This window comes from Arthrobacter zhaoguopingii (assembly GCF_009828605.1).
In the GTDB taxonomy this organism is placed as follows: Bacteria; Actinomycetota; Actinomycetes; order Actinomycetales; family Micrococcaceae; genus Arthrobacter_D; species Arthrobacter_D zhaoguopingii.
In genome coordinates this window covers 322,477-338,717 of sequence record NZ_WIAE01000001.1, presented here as the reverse complement: position 1 = coordinate 338,717, position 16,241 = coordinate 322,477, and the positions used below count along the sequence as shown (strand labels likewise).

The window sequence follows — 16,241 nt, the reverse complement described above, 5'->3', positions numbered from 1 at the left end:
AGCTGCGGCGGACGCGGCCCGGATTCCCGCTCACGGTAGCGCCGCGCGCCCGGGCCTGTCCATACTCCGCTGCACCACCGCATACCGGAGGTGTTGTTCAGATGCACAACCCGCCGATCCGGGCGGCGCGGGCCCCCGAAGCTACCGGGAGGCGATGACAGCGGCGTAGAGCTCGCGCTTGCTGACGCGGGCGTCCTCGGCGACGGCCGCCACTGCCTCCTTGAGGCGCAGTCCGTTCCCCACCAGTTCGTGCACTGCCGCCACGTGATCCTCCGGGCGGGAGGGCGGTGCGGCGGGGGCCCCGCCGACGACGACGGCGATCTCCCCGCGGACCTCGCCGTCCTGCGCCCATTCGAGGAGCTCCAGCAGGGACCCGCGGAGGACCTGCTCGTGCACCTTTGTCAGTTCGCGGGCCACCGCGGCCGGCCGGTCACCACCGAAGGCCGAGCGCAGGGACCGCAGCATCGCCTCGAGGCGGTGCGGCGCCTCGAAGAAGACCATGGTGCGGCGCTCGGCGGCCAGCTCGGCGAGCCGGGTCGACCGTTCGCCGGCCTTGCGCGGAAGGAAACCCTCGAAGCAGAACCGGTCGGTGGGAAGCCCGGAGAGCGCCAGTGCCGTGAGCACGGCCGAGGGTCCCGGAGCTGCGGTGACCGCGATCCCTTCGGCCACGGCGGCCTCCACTAGGCGGTAGCCGGGGTCGGACACCGACGGCATGCCGGCGTCGGTGACCATCAGGAGGGTCGCCCCGGAGCGCACGTCCTCGAGCAGTTCGGCGGTGCGGGTGGCCTCGTTGTGCTCGTGGTAGCTCACGATCTTCCCGCCCACCGTGACCTCGAGCGCCTGCACCAGCCGGTGGAGCCGGCGAGTGTCTTCGGCGGCAACCACATCGGCGCTGGCCAGCAGCCCGACGAGCCGTTCGGTCGCATCACCCATATTGCCGATCGGGGTTCCCGCCAGCACCACGCGGCCGTGGGTTCCGCCGTCGCCCGTGGTTCCCCGGTAGGCGGCGAAGGCCGGGCGGGCGGTGTCCGCCCCCGGCCCTGCGGCGTCGTCGGGGCCGGGTGCCGGGGCATTTCCTGCGGGATTATTCACTACTCAAGGGTAGCCCCTGCGCTGCGGCCCGGCCCCGCCGCCGAGGTGACCGGAGCTCAGGTGGTGCTGACGTCCTTCGTGGCATGGTCGTAGCGGAAGGTGACCTGACCACCGGGGTGGTGCAGTTCGTGGTCGGAACCGTCCCGGACGCCGAAGGCCCCGTAGTTCTCCACCCAGGAGCGGTCGATGGCCACCTTGTAGGAGTACGCACCCGCCGGAAGGTCGGTGGTGATCTTCCAGACCGACTCTTCCTGATCGAACACCATCTGCACCTCATCGAAGTGCGGGGCCCAGTCCTCGGCGGCACCGAGGTGGGAGCCGAAGTTACCGGCGATGGCGACGGCCGCCGGCTGCCCGGCATGCTGCTCCGCCGCGGAGGTGTGCCCTCCGCTTTCAGCCTCCGCCGGGGCGCCCTCGCCGGCATCCTCCGCTGCGCCGTCCGCGCCGTCTGCAGGTGCGGAGGCCGCGGGAAGCGGGGTGTCCGCGGGCACGGGCGTGCCGGCGGCCAGTGCCGAGGCGAAGGATTCCTCGTCGGGGAAGGCAACCGTCGCCCGGAGCCCCTCCTCAGTGATGGTCCAGCCGCTGCGGCCCTTGACCATCCAGCCCGCCTTGACGAGCTTCGCCGAGGCCGTCGTCAGGGTCTTGAATCCCCGCGGGACGCCGCCGCTGAGCAGTTCGCTTTCACGCTCGTTCAGGGGCACGCGGGCGATGGCCTCGGCCAGCACGGCGGAGCCGGGGCCCCCGGCGGCACCCTGCGCCCGGTCGGCAAGGACATCGAGTACGGCCTTCAGCCTCTGGGTCGTGCCGTCCTGCGCCTTCGTCTTCACAATCGCCCTCCATGGGTTCGTCTTTACACCCGGCAACGCGGAGCCGGTGCCGCATTCCGTCAGTGTCAACGCTAAGTGACGTCCGCGGCATCGGTCCAATAGGTAAGCAGGCGGCCGACTTTCCCCGTCGCGGGTTCCTCTGCCGCGTGCTGGGCACGGTACCCTTGGCGCATGGGGAACCACCACCACGGACACGACTCCACGCACCGCGGGCCGCTCGCCGCCGCGCTGGCAATCACGGTGGCAGTCTTTATTCTCCAGGTCATCGGCGCCGCCCTGACGGGCAGCCTCGCCCTGCTCTTCGACTCGGCCCACGTCTTCACCGACGCCGCCGGGCTCTCCCTCGCACTGGCGGCGGCCACCCTGGCCCTGCGGCCGGCCACCGCACGGCGCACCTGGGGCTTCCGCCGGGCGGAGGTTGTCGCGGCCATGGCCCAGGCCGGCCTGCTCCTCGCCGTCGGGCTCTACGTGCTCATCGAGGGCGTACGCCGGCTCATCGAGCCGACCCCCGTCGCCGGGCCCGAACTGATCGTCTTCGGCGTCATCGGTCTGGCGGGCAATATCGCGGCGCTGGCCGTGCTGGCACGCCACCGCTCTGCGAACTTCAACCTCCGTGCCGCCTTCCTCGAGGTGCTCAACGACGCGCTGGGGTCGGTGGCCGTGATCATTGCCGCCGTCATCATCACCCTGACCGGCTGGGTGCGCGCCGATGCGCTGGTGGCCCTGCTGATCGGGGCCCTGATCGTTCCCCGCACCATTCGTCTGCTGCGCCAGACGGTCAGCGTGTTGCTCGAATCGACGCCTGCGGGCATCGACCCGGACGCCGTGCGCTCCCATATTTCGAACCTTGCCTTCGTCACCGACGTCCACGACCTCCACATCACGCAGATCGCCACGGGCCTGCCCGTCCTGACCGCCCACGTGGTGGTGGAGGACGAGTGCTATACCAGCGGCAACGCGCACAAGGTGCTCGACCAGCTGCAGGTGTGCGTCGGGCAGCACTTCGATCTCAGCATCGAGCACAGCACCTTCCAGATCGAACCCGCGAGCCACCGCCTCCACGAAGAGGGTCTCGCCCACTAGGAGAGCGCCCGGCGGAAACGATGCGCCCCGGTAGCATGACAGGGTGAGCCACGCCGCCGTCCTGGAACCCGGGAAGTCCCTGCCGGGATCGCGCAGGTGGGTGGCCTCCGCCCGGGCGGCCTTCACCGAGCAGGCGCTGCTGGCCCGGCTCCTCGGTGCGCAGGCGCCTGGCGGTGTGCTGGCCTGGCTGCTGCCGGTGGTCATCGCCGTCCTGGGCGGAGTGCTGCGCTTCGTCCGCCTCGGCGAGCCGGGCAGCCTGGTCTTCGACGAGACCTACTACGTCAAGGACGCCTACTCGCTGCTGCTTTCCGGCTATGAACGGGAGTGGCCCGAGGAGGCCAACGATTCCTTCAATGCCGGCGATCCGTCGGTAATCCTTCCGACCGCCGACTATGTGGTGCACCCGCCGCTGGGAAAGTGGATGATCGCCGGAGGCCTGCTGCTCTTCGGCCCCGGCAATCCCTTCGGGTGGCGTTTCTCGGCGGCGCTGGTCGGAACCCTCTCGATCCTCCTGCTGGCCTTCGTCGCCGGGCGTCTCCTGGGCTCTCCTGTCCTGGGGGCGGCGGCCGGGCTGCTCCTCGCCGTCGACGGCCACCACCTGGTGCACTCGCGCACATCACTCCTTGACATCTTCCTGATGTTCTGGCTGCTGCTGGCCTTCGCCGCGCTGCTGCTGGACCGGGAGCAGGGCCGGAGGCGCCTGGCTCGACGGCTGGCGGCCGTGGCCGGCGGCACCGGCGGCCCGCCGTCCGCCGCCCACCTGCGGTTTGGCCCGTGGCTCGGCCTCCGCCCCTGGCGCATCGCGGCCGGGATCTGCCTGGGGCTGGCCCTCGGGACGAAGTGGTCGGCCCTTCCCTACATCGCCGCGTTCGGCCTCCTCACCGTGGCGTGGGACCTCGGTGCCCGGCGCGTCGCCGGGATCCGGCGGTGGGCCAGCGGGGCCGTGCTGAAGGACGGCCTGCAGGCGTTTGCCTCGATCGTGCCGCTGGCCGCGCTGACCTACCTCGTCACCTGGTCCGGGTGGTTCGCCTCCCGGGACGCCTACGACCGCCAGTGGGCCGCAGCCAACCCGTCCGCGCAGTGGGACTGGGTGCCCCCTGCCCTGAGATCGCTGGCCGAATACCACCGCAGCGCCTACACCTTCCACCAGGGCCTGGCCTCGGACCACCCGTATGAGGCCCATGCGGGACTGTGGCTGATCCTCGGCCGCCCCACCTCCTTCTTCTATGAAAAGCCGGCCGGCTGCGGCGCGGAGGCGTGCTCGCAGGCGGTCACGGTGCTGGGCAATCCGCTGATCTGGTGGAGTTCGTCGCTCGCCCTGCTCATCCTGCTGGCGGTGTGGATCCGCAGCAGGGACTGGCGGGCCGCAGCGGTTCTTGTGGGCGCCGCCGCGGGCTACCTGCCGTGGTTCCTCTACCCCGAGCGCACCATGTTCTACTTCTACGCCGTCGCCTTCGAACCCTTCCTCATCCTCGCCCTGGTCTATTGCCTGGGCCTGGTGCTGGGCGGCCCGTCGGACACCCTGCGGCGCCGGCGCGTCGGCGTCCTGCTCGTCGGCGCGTTCCTTGCTGCCGCGGTCCTGGTCTCCGCCTACTTCCTGCCGATCTGGACCGCCGACGTTGTTCCCTACGAGCAGTGGCGGCAGCGCATGTGGTTTCCGCGCTGGATCTGAGCCCGCACTCCCCGGGCGGCGCGCGCCGGCGGATACTGTAAGGGCCGGCAGCGGTGCGGCACACCGGCACACCGGCACAAGAACCGGGCCGGGCAGGGGGACGACGGGCGGGGGTGGGACGAATGCTCTTTCGGGACCGGATCGATGCGGGACGGCAGCTCGCCGGGCGGCTGGCCGATCTTTCGGGCCCGGTGGTGGTCCTCGGCCTGCCCCGGGGTGGGGTGCCCGTGGCGGCGGAGGTCGCAGCGGCCCTGCGGGTGCCGCTGGATGTGGTGGTGGTGCGCAAGCTGGGAGTGCCCTCCCAGCCCGAACTGGCGATGGGCGCGATCGGCGAAGACGGCACCCGCGTCCTTGAGGAACGCGTGATCCAGCGCGCCCGCGTGAGCGACGAGCAGCTGCGGGCCGTCGAGGAAAGGGAACGATCCGTCCTCCAGGCACGCACGGCCCTGCTGCGGCGGGGACGCGCGCGCATCGACCTCACCGGCCGCACGGCCGTAGTGGTCGACGACGGCGTCGCCACGGGCGCCACCGCCCGGGTGGCGTGCAGGGTGGTGCGGGGCCTCAACGCCGCCCGGGTCATCCTCGCGGCGCCGGTCGCGCCGTTCGATGCGGCCGCCCGCATCCCCGAGGCCGACGCCCACGTGTTCCTCGCCGTCCCCCACCGCTTCCGGTCCGTGGGCGAGCACTACGGCGATTTCTCCCCCGTGGAGGAGGCCGAGGTCATCTCCCTGCTCAACGCCGCGGCCGCCGGCCGGCCGGACTGAGCCCCCCGAAGACGTCCCATTGCGACAAACCGGCCCGCTTTTTCTGCCGCGCCGGTCGCATTCGGGTGTGCTAGTCGCTTTCGGATGCACGCGTCGTCCCGGTCCGCCCGTCGTCGGGTGCGCCGGCCGCGCCGGTTGACGCTGACACGGAAGGGACTTGTTCTTTCCATTGCCCCAGCGAAGTGATAGAACGGGCCACGAGGCGCAACCCCTACCGCTCGGCGACGCGTTCAGGGCTCCCCGAGGGGCAGGCCTGTCCGTTCCGACGGCAGGGCTCCGCATCCGATTGGAGGAACACATGGGCATCATCTCATCAGGGTTTCGGGGGCGCAGGAACAAGGACCAGCCCGGCCTGCCGCCCGGGCAGTACCTGACCGAAAGCTTCCCTGTCCTCTCCGCCGGCCCGACGCCGAGGATCGACACCGCGGAGTGGGAGTTCCAGCTCACAACCGAGACCGGGCAGGCGCACTCCTGGTCCTGGGACGAGTTCCAGAACCTGCCGCAGGAGGAATTCACCGTCGACATCCACTGCGTGACCAGCTGGTCGAAGTTCGGCACGCGCTGGAAGGGAGTGTCCCTCGACACCTTCTTCCAGGATGTTGACACCTCCCACCCCTACACGATGTTCTCCAGCTACGGCGGCTACACCACGAACCTGCCGATGGAGGACATCCTCAACGGCAAGGCGTGGATCGTCCACCAGTTCGACGGCGAGGATCTCGCGCCCGCCCACGGCGGCCCCGCACGGCTGCTCGTCCCCCACCTCTACTTCTGGAAGAGCGCGAAGTGGGTCCGGGGACTGAGGATGATGGAGCGCAACGACCCGGGCTTCTGGGAGACCAACGGCTACAACCTCCACGGCGATCCCTGGCTCGAGGAACGGTACTGGTGAGCCGCACCTGGAGGACCGCCGACGTCGCCGAGGCCCGGTTCGAGACGGCCACCGCGCGGACCATCGCCCTCCAGTTCCCCGAACCGGTCAGCAGCATCGGGGGCCAGCACGTCGATATCCGGCTCACGGCCCCCGACGGGTACACCGCCGTGCGGTCGTACTCGGTGGCCGGGACGCTGCCGCCGACCGGCCTTGAAATCACCGTTGAGGAGTTGGAGGACGGCGAGGTCTCCCCATACCTCGTGCGTGACCTGACGGTGGGCGACCAGGTGGAGATGCGGGGGCCAGTCGGCGGCTGGTTCGTGTGGCAGCCCTCGGACACCTCCCCGGTGCAGCTCATCGGCGGAGGTTCCGGGGTGGTGCCCCTGATGGCCATGGTGCGCTCCCACCGCGCTGCAGCCAGTACTGTGCCGATGCAGCTCCTCTATTCGGTCCGTGGGCCCTCGAGCATTATCTACCGCGGGGAACTCGAAAAGCTCGAGGCCTCCTCACCGCCCCTGCCGGTTGAGTACATCTATACCCGGGAGGCGCCCGCCGGGGAGCCCGTGGGGCGGCTCTCCTCCGCCACGCTGATGTCACGGATCCTGCCGCCCGCGGCAGACCCGGCCGTGTTCATCTGCGGCGCCACGGGCTTCGTGGAAACGGTGGCGGCCTGGCTCGTGGAGGCCGGGTACCCGGAAGGCCGCATCAAGACGGAACGCTACGGCGGAACAGGAGACGGATCATGAGCCTTGGACTCGATGATGGGTTGGCCGGCGGCACCGGAGCGGAAGCCGACGGGCAGGACTGCCTCGATGGAAACGCCCTGGCGGGACCGCTCTCCGAATTCTCCGCAGGGGATCTCACCCTGGCCGAGGGCCGGTGCGAGAACTGCGGGATGACGGGCGTGCTGGCCACGACCCGCGTCTATGCGCACGCTCCGGGGATGACCGCCCGGTGCAGGGGGTGCGGATCGGTTCTGCTGCGGCTGACCGAGGCGGGGGGCCGGACAGTCCTTGATCTGCGGGGGTTGAGCTACCTGAGCATCCAGCGGGACTGACCGGCGGAGACCTGACCGGCGGGACCCGCTGCGGGGACCGGGCCGGGGCGCCGGGAGTTTCGAAGACGGCCGGCGCGCGGCCCGGCATGACGAATGGTCCCGCGGGCCCGCCGCCCGTGCCCGAGGGCGGCGGGTCCGTACCGGGTCTACTCTCCGCCGGGTCCGGACAGCACGCAGAACTCGTTCCCCTCCGGATCGGCAAGGACCGTCCAGGACGCGTCTGCCGGCTGGCCGATGTCGATCCGGCGCGCGCCCAGCCCGAGGAGCCGCTCCACCTCCGCAGCCGGGGAGCCATCGGCCCGCAGGTCCAAGTGGAGGCGGTTCTTTCCGGTCTTCGGCTCGGGCACCGCAACGACGTCGATGCCCGGCTCCCGGCCGTCCGCGGAGGCGATGCTGATGATGCCCTCGTCCTCCCCGGTCACCTGCCAGCCGAGAGCCGCCGTCCAGAAGGCGGCGACGGCCCGCGGATCGGCGGCGTCAATAGCGACGACGGCGATGCGGCTTGCCATCCTCAGGATTCCGGCGCGCCGATATTGACCAGCCAGCTCACCCCGAACCTGTCGCTACACATGCCGAAGCTGTCGCCCCAGGGTGCCCGTTCGAGCGGCAGCGTCACCGTGCCGCCGTCGATGAGCTTGTCCCAGTACCCGCGCAGTTCGGCCTCGTCGGCGCCGCTCAGCGAGACCGAGTAATTGGTGCCCACGGTGTAATCCATGCTGTTCGGAGTGTCGGCCCCCATCAGCACCAAGCCGCCCTCGGTCTCAAGCATTCCGTGCATGATCTTGTCCTGCTCCGCCGGGTCCTCGCTGGCCTGGAAGTCGCCGAAGGTGCTCAGGGTGAGCTCACCGCCGAAGACCGAATGGTAGAACTCCATCGCCTCCCTGGCCGTATCGCGGAACCCCAGATATGGGTTAAGGCGTGTGGTCATCGCGCTTCCTCCTCAAGGTCGGTGCTGCTCGGCGGTGCTGCTTGGCGGTTCGAAGCGGTGTGCTGCTCCGTGGTACAGCACCGATTATGGGCCCCGGGACGGCGGTGCGGTAGGTCGGAAGGAGATTTCCGCGGGCCCCTGCCTGGCGGCGGGACCCGGCGGACGCGGGTGCCTAGGAGCCGGACAGTGCGGCGCGGTGCCGGGCCTGCAGCTCGTCCTGGGCGGCCTGCGACCGCTCCCGGCGCCTCCGGGTGGGCCAGGTGAGCACCAGGGTCAGCAGCGTCGCCGCGAGCACGAGGAAGCCCACGGTGGCGGCCGCGTCGGTCCAGAACTGCTCGGGGAAGAGCCGGATCAGGGTGTCGTCCACCCGGAAGGTCCAGGTACCGTCGGCGAAGAACACCGCGTGGACCGAGGTGAAGAAGACCTCCCAGGCCAGTACCGCCGACACGGCAAGGACCACGATGAGGACCAGGGTCAGCACGGCGCCCGAGAACAGCGCCCTGCGGATTCCACCCTTGTACCGGCGGGCAAGGTAGGCACAGGCCGCGATTGCGATCAGCAGCAGCACGAACGCGGCGGCGAAGGACAGCTGGAGTACGGCTTTCACGTCCGCCATGTGGCTGACCTCGCTGTCGAGGAACAACTGCTGGCCGCCGGGGTTGACCAGCCCGCCCAGGTAGCGGGCAGGAGCGAAGTTGAGGACGTAGTCGAGCGCGTAGGACCCATAGGTCAGGCGGTCCTGGGTGGAGAACCCGAACTCGTCGGCGGGAAAGCCCGGGCGGTGGTATTCGACCCAGAGGAAGAAGGAGGAGGTGACGGCCCGGACCGCGCCGGCCAGCACCACGATCGGGAAGATCACGGCGACAACCACCTGCAGGAACCGTGCGAGGGCTGGCTTGGCGGCCACGGCGTGTTCCCGTTCGAGGGCGCGCCGCCGGACTTCCTGCTCGGACGGGCGCAGCAGCAGTGCCCCGGTGTCGGAATCCGGTTCGTTCTCCGGCTCCCGGCGCGCATCATTCCCCCCACGCGGGGTCCGTGCCCCTCCGGCCTCCCCCGCGGAGGCACCGGCGGCGGAGGCACCGACGGCGGAGGCCCCGGCGGCGGAGGAACCGGCGGCGGTGGCCCCAACGGCGGAGGCGGTGGCAGCGGAGGCCTCGGCTGAGGTCCCGGTGGTGGGGGTGCCGGCGGACGTGTCCGCGCCGGTCGCGCCCGACGCCGTTTCCTGCGGCGGGGCATCGCTGACCGGCAGCGCGGCGGTGGCTGGTTCAGGGTCCGTCGCTGGTTCAGTGTCCCTGACTGGTTCAGAGTCCACGGCTGGTTCAGTGTCCCTGACTGGTGCAGAGTCCACGGCTGGTTCAGTGTCCCTGACTGGTGCAGAGTCCACGGCTGGTTCAGAGCCCGTCGCTGGCCCGGAATCCCTTACCGGGTCAGAGTCCCTGCCCGGTTCAGACCCTTCGAGGCCGGACTCCGGTGCCGGCGGCGCCGGTTCACGCACCGACGTCGACCCCGTAGGCTCCGATGCGTGCCCGGGCGTTCCGGCTCCCCCGGTCGACGCCGCCGGGGAGCCGTGCCACTCGCCGTCGGATGCCCCGGCGGGGACATACCTGGACACATCGGGCATGGTGCTTGCCCTGCGCATGGGCAGCGAGTTGCGCTGGGCGATGGGAGCCGGGGCGGACTCCGGGGCGCGCCCCTGGTGGTCCTGCTCGGTGCCGGTTCCGTCGGTCTCAGCCACTGGGATGTCTCCTTGTTTTGCCTTACTCCGCCGCGTCGCGGCTTTCCCCTTCGAGACTACCGGGCCGCACCCCCGTGCACCCGGAAGGGAAGCCCCGCACGGCGTTCCTTACGCCGTGCGCGCCGCCCCTCCCCGGTCAAGGGCTGCAAGATCTCCGGTGGCCCCGGCCCGGACGGCGCGCCGGCCGAGGATCAGGGTGTACGCCCAGTACGCGGCGAGGACGAGGAGACCGATCCCCAGCCGCGCCCAGTGCGGCAGCCCGCTGGGAGTGACGAAGCCTTCGACGAGGCCCGAGACGAACAGGACGAGGACGAGTCCGAGGGCGACCGTGATCAGGGACCGCCCCTCCTCGGACAGCGCGGCCACCCGGGTCCGCCGTCCCGGCGACACCCACGCCCAGAAGATCCTCAGGCCCGCAGCCGTGGCGATGAAGATGGCCGTCACCTCCATGAGCCCGTGGGGAAGGATGTAGAGGAAGAACACGTCGAGCTTGTCGAAGGCGGCCATCATCCCGCCGACCAGACCGACGGACTGAGCGTTCTGGTACAGGATGATCGGTGGCCAGATCCCGGTGACCCCGAAGGCGACCGCCTGGAGGGCGATCCAGGCGTTGTTGGTCCACACCAGGCCGGCGAAGGACGCCGCCGGGTTCTCCGAGTAGTAGTCGATGAAGTCCTCCTCGACGAACCGGCGCAGGTCCTCGTCCGTACCGAGGGCCGCGATCACCCCCGGCGTGTTCACCACCCACGCCCCGTACGCCCAGGCGACGGCGGTGAACAGCACCCCCACGACGACGGTGAGCCAGCGCACCCGGTAGAACGCGGCGGGGAGCGAGACGACGAAGAACAGCGCGACATCTTCGAGGAAGTGGGAGCGGGCGCCGCTGAAGCGGGTCCGCGCCCGCGACAGGCGCATCGACAGGGCGCCCGACAGTTCACCTTCGGGGGCGATGGAACGGATCATCGACAGGTGGGTCGACACGCGCTGATACAGCACCAGCAGCTCGTCCGCCTCCGCGCCGGTGAGGCGGCGGCGCCGCACCAGTTCATCGAGCCGCTCCCAGTCGGGGCGGTGCACTGCACTGAAGGCGTCGACGTCCATGCAGCCCACCATATAGCGCGGGGTGGAGGATAGGGTGGAGCCCGGACAGCCGGGAACGCGAAGGGGGAACGTCAGTGGATTCAGTGGTGACCGGCGAGGCCGTGGTCCTCGAACTGCGCTCGGCCGGGTTCGCGGCCCGCGCCCTCAGCTCGATCATCGACTTCGTCGCCCAGATCGTGGTGTTCCTCGGAATTATCTTCCTGGTGGGGAGCACCCTCGACGGGATCCTGGATCCGGCACTGACCCGGGCCCTGACGCTGGTGCTGGTCATCCTGGTGTTCCTGATCCTGCCGGTCACTATCGAGACCCTCACCCGCGGCAAGTCCCTGGGCCGGGTGATGCTCGGGCTGCGGATCGTTCGCGACGACGGCGGCGCCATCCGGTTCCGGCACGCGTTCATCCGCGGCATGCTCGCGGTGCTTGAGATCTACCTGCTGGTCGGCTCGCTCGCCTTCGTCGTGGCGCTGTTCAACGAACGCTCGAAGCGGCTCGGGGACCTGCTGGCCGGGACGTACGCTCTGCGTGAGCGGGTGGTCGTGAAGCCCCGCGCTGTCCCGGAGGTGCCGCACCACCTCCAGGTCTGGGCGTCGACCGCGGATATCGGGCGGCTTCCCGATCCGCTGGCCCGCCGGGTCTCCCAGTTCTTGGCGCAGGCACCCCGCCTCACCCCGCAGTCAAGGGCGGCCCTCGCCGTCGAGCTGGCCCGTGAGGTCGGCGCCGCCGTCGCGCCGGCCCCGCCGCGGGGCACCCATCCGGAGGACTTCCTGGCCGCGGTGGCCGCCACCCGCCGCGGGCGGGACTATTCCCGCATGCTCCGGCAGAAGGAGGCCGTCGGTTCGACGGCTGAACGGCTGCACCGGCTTCCCTTCAGCCGGTAGCCGACCGGCGCGGCGGGCCGGAGGGGCGGACAGGCGCTACTGCCGGGTCCCGTTCACGTAGTCCTCCCAGGACAGGTTCCAGTCACCGAAACCGTCGTGGACGTACATCGGGCCGTAGTTGGTGTTGAGGATCTGCACCACGTCGCCGGGGCCGAAGTTGTCGTAGAAGTACTTCGCCCCTTCCGGGGACATTCCAACGCAGCCATGGGAGACGTTGAGCGAGCCGAGGGCCACCTGAGCGGCGGGCAGCGCCTCGTGGACGAAGGCCCCGCCGTTGCTCAGCCGGCTGGCGTGCTTGACCACCGTCGGCGGGTAGTAGGCTTCGTCGCCGGGCTTGAGCCCGATGGACTCCGCCGTGAACTTCGTCGACTCGTACTTCTCCATCACCACGTGGTAGCCCACGGTGGAGGGCCATTCCGGGGTGCCGAGGGTGACCGGGAAGGTGCGCTGCAGCTTGCCGCCGATATAGATGTTCATGGTCTTGGTCTTGTCATCGACGACCGCGAGGCGGGTGTCGTGGGTCTTCACGGTGAACGTCCGGTCGAAGTTTCCGATCATGGCGTTGCCGAAGTCGACACCGAACAGTTTCATGTCCACCGTGATGGTGCTGTTGGGTGCCCAGAACTCCTGGGGCCGGTAGCGCACCGTGGTGTCGGTAAGCCAGTAGAACGCGCCGGGCTGCCCGCTGGTGCTCGTGACCTTGATGGCCTTCTCGACGGCGTCCTTGTTGACCACCGGCTCGCTGAAGTTGATCTCCAGGGGCTGGCCGGTGCCCACGGTAGTCCCGTCGAGTGGGTACAGGGCGGCGTCGGCCTCGTTGGCCGGTTCGACGGTGGAGAACCGCTGCTCGCGCGTCGTCGTGCCTCCGGAGGCGTCGCTCACCGTGTAGGTGAACGCGTACTGGGTGTTGAACGCCAGCCGCTCCCCCGCGGTCCACTTCGTGCCGTCCGCCGAGAGGGTCCCGCTGACCGGGGCACCGCCGGTGACCGGTTCCAGGGTGACGTCGGAGATTCTGCCGTTTTGTGCGCGGACCTCAGCCACGGTCACCGGATTGACGGCAGCGGCGCCGTCGGCCGGAACCGCGTTCACCGTGACGTCCCGCGCCGGGGGCGCGGTGGTCGGTGCGGGCGCGGCCGGGGTGGAGCTCGGTCCGGCCGGCGCGGACGGGCCAGGACCGGCCTCGCTGGGGGAACCGTCCCAGGGCGAGGCGACCGCCAGTCCGATCCCCCCGCCGGCGACGAGGAGGCCGGCGACGGCGATCGCCACGGCCTTCCCTGCGCGCCGGCCCGATCCGCCCTGCCCAGCTGACTGCGTCATACGCCCAACCCGTTCCTTAAAGAATGCTGCCGAAGTGCGATTTTACGTGCCGGGACCCACCGCGCCGCGCAGGAACGGTTACGAACCGCCAACGATCGGCGTGCCGGCAGCCTCAGTACCGGTACTGGTCGGTCTTGTACGGGCCCGCTGCGTCGAGGTCGAGGTATTCGGCCTGGGCCTTCGTCAGCTCGGTCAGTTCGACGCCGAGCGCGCCAAGGTGCAGCCGGGCGACCTTCTCGTCGAGGATCTTCGGCAGCACGTAGACCTGCTTGTCGTAGGCTGGCACGCCCGCGGCGTCCTCGCGCCCCACCTTGGTGAACAGTTCGATCTGCGCGATGGTCTGGTTGGCGAAGGAGTTGCTCATGACGAACGACGGATGGCCGGTGGCGTTGCCGAGGTTCAGCAGGCGCCCCTCGGAGAGCATAATGATCGAGTGCGCCCCGGTGCCCGCGGCGGCGTCCTCCGGGAAGACCCACTCGTGGACCTGGGGCTTGATCTCGATCCGGGTGATCCCGGGAACCTTCGCGAGTCCGGCGATGTCGATCTCGTTGTCGAAGTGGCCGATGTTCCCGACGATGGCCTGGTGCTTCATGCCCGCCATGTGGGAGGCCATGATGACATCCTTATTGCCGGTGGTGGTGATGAAGATGTCACCGGAGGCCAGCACCGATTCGAGCCGGGCCACCTGGTAGCCGTCCATGGCGGCCTGCAGCGCGCAGATCGGGTCGATCTCGGTGACGATCACGCGCGCACCCTGGCCGCGCAGGGCCTCGGCCGCGCCCTTGCCGACGTCGCCGTATCCGCACACGACGGCGACCTTGCCGCCGATGAGCACGTCGGTGGCGCGGTTGAGGCCGTCGGGCAGCGAGTGCCGGATGCCGTACTTGTTGTCGAACTTCGACTTCGTCACCGAGTCGTTGACGTTGATCGCCGGGAACAGCAGCTTGCCCTGCGCCGCCAGCTGGTACAGGCGGTGCACTCCGGTCGTCGTCTCTTCGGTGACGCCCTGAATGCCGGCGGCGATCGCCGTCCACTTACCGGGCTCGGTGTCGATGGTGCTGCGCAGCACGTCGAGGAACACGGTGTACTCGTGGGAGTAGTCGACGTCGTTTTCGGCCGGGTTCGCCGGGACGGCCCCGGCAGCCTCGAACTCGGCGCCCTTGTGCACGAGCATGGTGGCGTCGCCGCCGTCATCGAGGATCATGTTGGGCCCGAGGCCCTCGGCCGAGCCGGGCCAGGTGAGGATCTGGGCCGCGGTCCACCAGTATTCCTCGAGCGTCTCGTTCTTCCAGGCGAACACGGGCACGCCGGCCGGCTCGTTCACGCTTCCGGACCCCACGACGACGGCGGCCGCCGCCTCGTCCTGGGTGGAGAAGATGTTGCAGGAGGCCCAGCGCACCTCGGCGCCGAGCGCCGTGAGGGTCTCGATGAGGACGGCGGTCTGCACGGTCATGTGCAGGGATCCGGCGATGCGGGCGCCCTTCAGCGGCTGCGAATCGGCGTACTCGCGGCGCAGCGCCATCAGCCCGGGCATCTCGTGTTCGGCCAGGCGGATCTGGTGCCGGCCGGCCTCGGCGAGGGAGATGTCGGCGATCTTGTAATCGAAGGTCATGGGATTCCTCATCGTGTGCCGGGATGGGCGGCATCGGATGCCGCTGAATGTGCTTCGGAGGCAAGGAGCACCGGGATGCCCTCCTCAAGGCGGTAGGTGCGCCGGAGCCCGTCGGGGCCGGACCCAGCGGAGACCAGGACGCCGTCCTGCTCCACCAGGGCGGCTCCGGTGACCGGGCAGCGCAGCACCTCGAGCAGCTGCTTGGACAGATGTGCCATGGGATGGAGCTTTCTGGAGAGGGGGTGGAGGCCTTCCTCCAGCCTACCGCCGGGCCGGTGGAGGCGGGAAACCCGGGGGTGCGCCTATTCCTTGAGGATGCGCAGGTGCCCGCGGCGCGGTCCGGCGCCTTCGGCGGGCGGCTCGATGGGGGTCCTGCTCGAGCGCTGGGAGACCTGCCCGGGCTCAGGGGCGCGGTCGACGCCGGCCTCGCGGACAGCATCGGCCAGGGCGAGCAGGTCGTCGGGGTTCGGCCCGGGGGGCGTCGAGGGAAGCATCAGGTGGACCACTTCCCAGCCGCGGGGCACCGTCAGGGTTTCGGCGTGCTGGGCGCACAGGTCGTAGCAGTGCGGCTCCGCGTAGGTCGCCAGCGGCCCGAGCACGGCCGTCGAGTCGGCATAGACGTAGGTGAGCGTGGCGAAGGCAGGGCGCTGGCACGCGGAACGAGAGCATGAACGGAGGGATCCCACGATCGGCAAGCCTACCCGCTGCCCGGTACAAACTCCGGGAGCACCGCCGCGGCGGGCAGCCCGATGGATGCATCGAGAGTGCGATGGGCATACAGTTCTACCATGCGGGATGCTTCAACATTTTCGGTTAACCTCTCCGGCGCCGAGGCGGCGGGGCCCCGTGGGGGCCGTTCCTATTTCGAGCGCCGCAGGAACCGGCGGGGCAGGGGCCTTCGGGGTGACCTGATCGGGTCGCATCTCCCGGGCTTCCGGACGCGGGCGGAGCGGTTCGACGACTGGGTGATGGAATCGGCCCAGCGCCTTGAGCGGCTCTGGGGCGAGCGGATCCAGGACCTTCAGATCATCGTCCAGGAGATCCCCGACGGGCTCGAGGACCTGACCCGGGAGAAGATACGGGACCTGCTCGGCTCCGCGACCCCGGCCGCCCCCGGTCGTCCGGCGGCAATCACCGTGTACCGCCACCCGGTGGAGATGGCGGCCAAGGGCGTGATGCCGGTCAACGAACTGGTGCACGATGTCGTCGTCGAGCAGGCCGCTGAGCTGCTCGGCATGGCGCCGGAGGCCGTTGACCCGGCCTACGGGCGCTCCCAGGCCTGACCGGCCGCACTTTCCCGC

18 protein-coding genes are annotated in these 16,241 nt (G+C 70.1%); 8 read left to right on the top strand and 10 right to left on the bottom strand.

The features are described from left to right. Positions 1-141: 141 nt before the first annotated feature. A complete protein-coding gene (gene rsmI / locus GVV77_RS01560) occupies positions 142-963 on the bottom strand; it encodes a 16S rRNA (cytidine(1402)-2'-O)-methyltransferase (protein ID WP_281350564.1) in 822 nt (273 codons plus the stop codon). Positions 964-1,148: 185 nt separating this feature from the next. Then, positions 1,149-1,919 carry a pullulanase X25 domain-containing protein gene (locus tag GVV77_RS01555; RefSeq protein WP_425483324.1) on the bottom strand — a complete coding sequence of 257 codons (771 nt, stop codon included), beginning with the start codon at positions 1,917-1,919 and terminating at the stop codon, positions 1,149-1,151. 171 nt (positions 1,920-2,090) lie between these two features. Between GVV77_RS01555 and GVV77_RS01550 the strand changes: the two genes are divergently transcribed. The 6 genes from GVV77_RS01550 to GVV77_RS01525 all read left to right on the top strand — a co-directional run bounded on the left by GVV77_RS01550 (position 2,091) and on the right by GVV77_RS01525 (position 7,369). After that, positions 2,091-3,002: a cation diffusion facilitator family transporter gene (locus GVV77_RS01550; protein WP_159615722.1), complete on the top strand. Its 912-nt coding sequence runs from the start codon at positions 2,091-2,093 to the stop codon at positions 3,000-3,002. 43 nt (positions 3,003-3,045) lie between these two features. Further along, a complete protein-coding gene (locus GVV77_RS01545) occupies positions 3,046-4,674 on the top strand; it encodes a dolichyl-phosphate-mannose--protein mannosyltransferase (RefSeq protein WP_159615719.1) in 1,629 nt (542 codons plus the stop codon). 122 nt (positions 4,675-4,796) lie between these two features. Continuing rightward, a complete protein-coding gene (locus GVV77_RS01540; RefSeq protein WP_159615717.1) occupies positions 4,797-5,438 on the top strand; it encodes a phosphoribosyltransferase in 642 nt (213 codons plus the stop codon). A gap of 298 nt (positions 5,439-5,736) precedes the next feature. Next, a complete protein-coding gene (locus GVV77_RS01535; protein WP_159615715.1) occupies positions 5,737-6,330 on the top strand; it encodes a sulfite oxidase-like oxidoreductase in 594 nt (197 codons plus the stop codon). Beyond that, on the top strand, positions 6,327-7,058 hold the full coding sequence (locus GVV77_RS01530) for an FAD-binding oxidoreductase (protein ID WP_201291393.1): 732 nt from the start codon (positions 6,327-6,329) through the stop codon (positions 7,056-7,058). Before GVV77_RS01535 ends, GVV77_RS01530 begins: the two co-directional genes overlap by 4 nt. Next, positions 7,055-7,369: a DUF6510 family protein gene (locus tag GVV77_RS01525; RefSeq protein ID WP_201291394.1), complete on the top strand. Its 315-nt coding sequence runs from the start codon at positions 7,055-7,057 to the stop codon at positions 7,367-7,369. Before GVV77_RS01530 ends, GVV77_RS01525 begins: the two co-directional genes overlap by 4 nt. 146 nt (positions 7,370-7,515) lie before the next feature. Here the strand turns inward: GVV77_RS01525 and GVV77_RS01520 are convergent, their stop codons facing one another. The 4 genes from GVV77_RS01520 to GVV77_RS01505 form a co-directional block, all read right to left on the bottom strand. Further along, positions 7,516-7,878, bottom strand: coding sequence for a VOC family protein (locus tag GVV77_RS01520; RefSeq protein ID WP_159615713.1), 363 nt, complete (start codon positions 7,876-7,878; stop codon positions 7,516-7,518). 2 nt (positions 7,879-7,880) lie between these two features. Further along, on the bottom strand, positions 7,881-8,297 hold the full coding sequence (locus GVV77_RS01515; RefSeq protein ID WP_159615711.1) for a VOC family protein: 417 nt from the start codon (positions 8,295-8,297) through the stop codon (positions 7,881-7,883). Between the two features lie 172 nt (positions 8,298-8,469). Further along, positions 8,470-9,609, bottom strand: a complete 1,140-nt coding sequence (locus GVV77_RS01510) for a TIGR01906 family membrane protein (RefSeq protein ID WP_246199564.1) — start codon at positions 9,607-9,609, stop codon at positions 8,470-8,472. Positions 9,610-10,140: 531 nt separating this feature from the next. After that, on the bottom strand, positions 10,141-11,133 hold the full coding sequence (locus GVV77_RS01505) for a stage II sporulation protein M (protein ID WP_159615709.1): 993 nt from the start codon (positions 11,131-11,133) through the stop codon (positions 10,141-10,143). A 74-nt stretch (positions 11,134-11,207) separates the two neighbouring features. Here GVV77_RS01505 and GVV77_RS01500 point away from each other — a divergent pair, with 74 nt between their 5' ends. Beyond that, positions 11,208-12,011 carry an RDD family protein gene (locus tag GVV77_RS01500; protein WP_159615707.1) on the top strand — a complete coding sequence of 268 codons (804 nt, stop codon included), beginning with the start codon at positions 11,208-11,210 and terminating at the stop codon, positions 12,009-12,011. A 36-nt stretch (positions 12,012-12,047) separates the two neighbouring features. On the opposite strand, the gene GVV77_RS01495 is transcribed toward GVV77_RS01500, so the two are convergent. The 4 genes from GVV77_RS01495 to GVV77_RS01480 all read right to left on the bottom strand — a co-directional run bounded on the left by GVV77_RS01495 (position 12,048) and on the right by GVV77_RS01480 (position 15,626). After that, positions 12,048-13,328 (bottom strand): L,D-transpeptidase, encoded by a 1,281-nt coding sequence (locus GVV77_RS01495; RefSeq protein WP_159615705.1) that lies wholly within the window; start codon positions 13,326-13,328, stop codon positions 12,048-12,050. A gap of 112 nt (positions 13,329-13,440) precedes the next feature. Continuing rightward, positions 13,441-14,940 (bottom strand): adenosylhomocysteinase, encoded by a 1,500-nt coding sequence (gene ahcY / locus GVV77_RS01490; RefSeq protein WP_159615703.1) that lies wholly within the window; start codon positions 14,938-14,940, stop codon positions 13,441-13,443. A gap of 8 nt (positions 14,941-14,948) precedes the next feature. Continuing rightward, a complete protein-coding gene (locus tag GVV77_RS01485; protein ID WP_159615701.1) occupies positions 14,949-15,158 on the bottom strand; it encodes a Trm112 family protein in 210 nt (69 codons plus the stop codon). Positions 15,159-15,242: 84 nt separating this feature from the next. Continuing rightward, positions 15,243-15,626 (bottom strand): DUF3499 domain-containing protein, encoded by a 384-nt coding sequence (locus tag GVV77_RS01480; protein ID WP_159615699.1) that lies wholly within the window; start codon positions 15,624-15,626, stop codon positions 15,243-15,245. A 102-nt stretch (positions 15,627-15,728) separates the two neighbouring features. Here GVV77_RS01480 and GVV77_RS01475 point away from each other — a divergent pair, with 102 nt between their 5' ends. After that, positions 15,729-16,223, top strand: a complete 495-nt coding sequence (locus tag GVV77_RS01475) for a metallopeptidase family protein (RefSeq protein ID WP_159615697.1) — start codon at positions 15,729-15,731, stop codon at positions 16,221-16,223. The last annotated feature ends 18 nt before the right edge of the window (positions 16,224-16,241 follow it).

What these genes read in the sequence shown, in the direction of transcription:
- GVV77_RS01550 (WP_159615722.1), top strand. Translation starts at nt 2,091, where the DNA reads ATGGGGAACCACCACCACGGACACGACTCCACGCACCGCGGGCCGCTC.
- GVV77_RS01520 (WP_159615713.1), bottom strand. Translation starts at nt 7,878, where the DNA reads ATGGCAAGCCGCATCGCCGTCGTCGCTATTGACGCCGCCGATCCGCGG.
- ahcY (WP_159615703.1), bottom strand. Translation starts at nt 14,940, where the DNA reads ATGACCTTCGATTACAAGATCGCCGACATCTCCCTCGCCGAGGCCGGC.
- GVV77_RS01535 (WP_159615715.1), top strand. Translation starts at nt 5,737, where the DNA reads ATGGGCATCATCTCATCAGGGTTTCGGGGGCGCAGGAACAAGGACCAG.
- GVV77_RS01485 (WP_159615701.1), bottom strand. Translation starts at nt 15,158, where the DNA reads ATGGCACATCTGTCCAAGCAGCTGCTCGAGGTGCTGCGCTGCCCGGTC.
- GVV77_RS01515 (WP_159615711.1), bottom strand. Translation starts at nt 8,297, where the DNA reads ATGACCACACGCCTTAACCCATATCTGGGGTTCCGCGATACGGCCAGG.
- GVV77_RS01525 (WP_201291394.1), top strand. Translation starts at nt 7,055, where the DNA reads ATGAGCCTTGGACTCGATGATGGGTTGGCCGGCGGCACCGGAGCGGAA.
- GVV77_RS01505 (WP_159615709.1), bottom strand. Translation starts at nt 11,133, where the DNA reads ATGGACGTCGACGCCTTCAGTGCAGTGCACCGCCCCGACTGGGAGCGG.
- GVV77_RS01495 (WP_159615705.1), bottom strand. Translation starts at nt 13,328, where the DNA reads ATGACGCAGTCAGCTGGGCAGGGCGGATCGGGCCGGCGCGCAGGGAAG.
- GVV77_RS01540 (WP_159615717.1), top strand. Translation starts at nt 4,797, where the DNA reads ATGCTCTTTCGGGACCGGATCGATGCGGGACGGCAGCTCGCCGGGCGG.
- GVV77_RS01475 (WP_159615697.1), top strand. Translation starts at nt 15,729, where the DNA reads ATGCGGGATGCTTCAACATTTTCGGTTAACCTCTCCGGCGCCGAGGCG.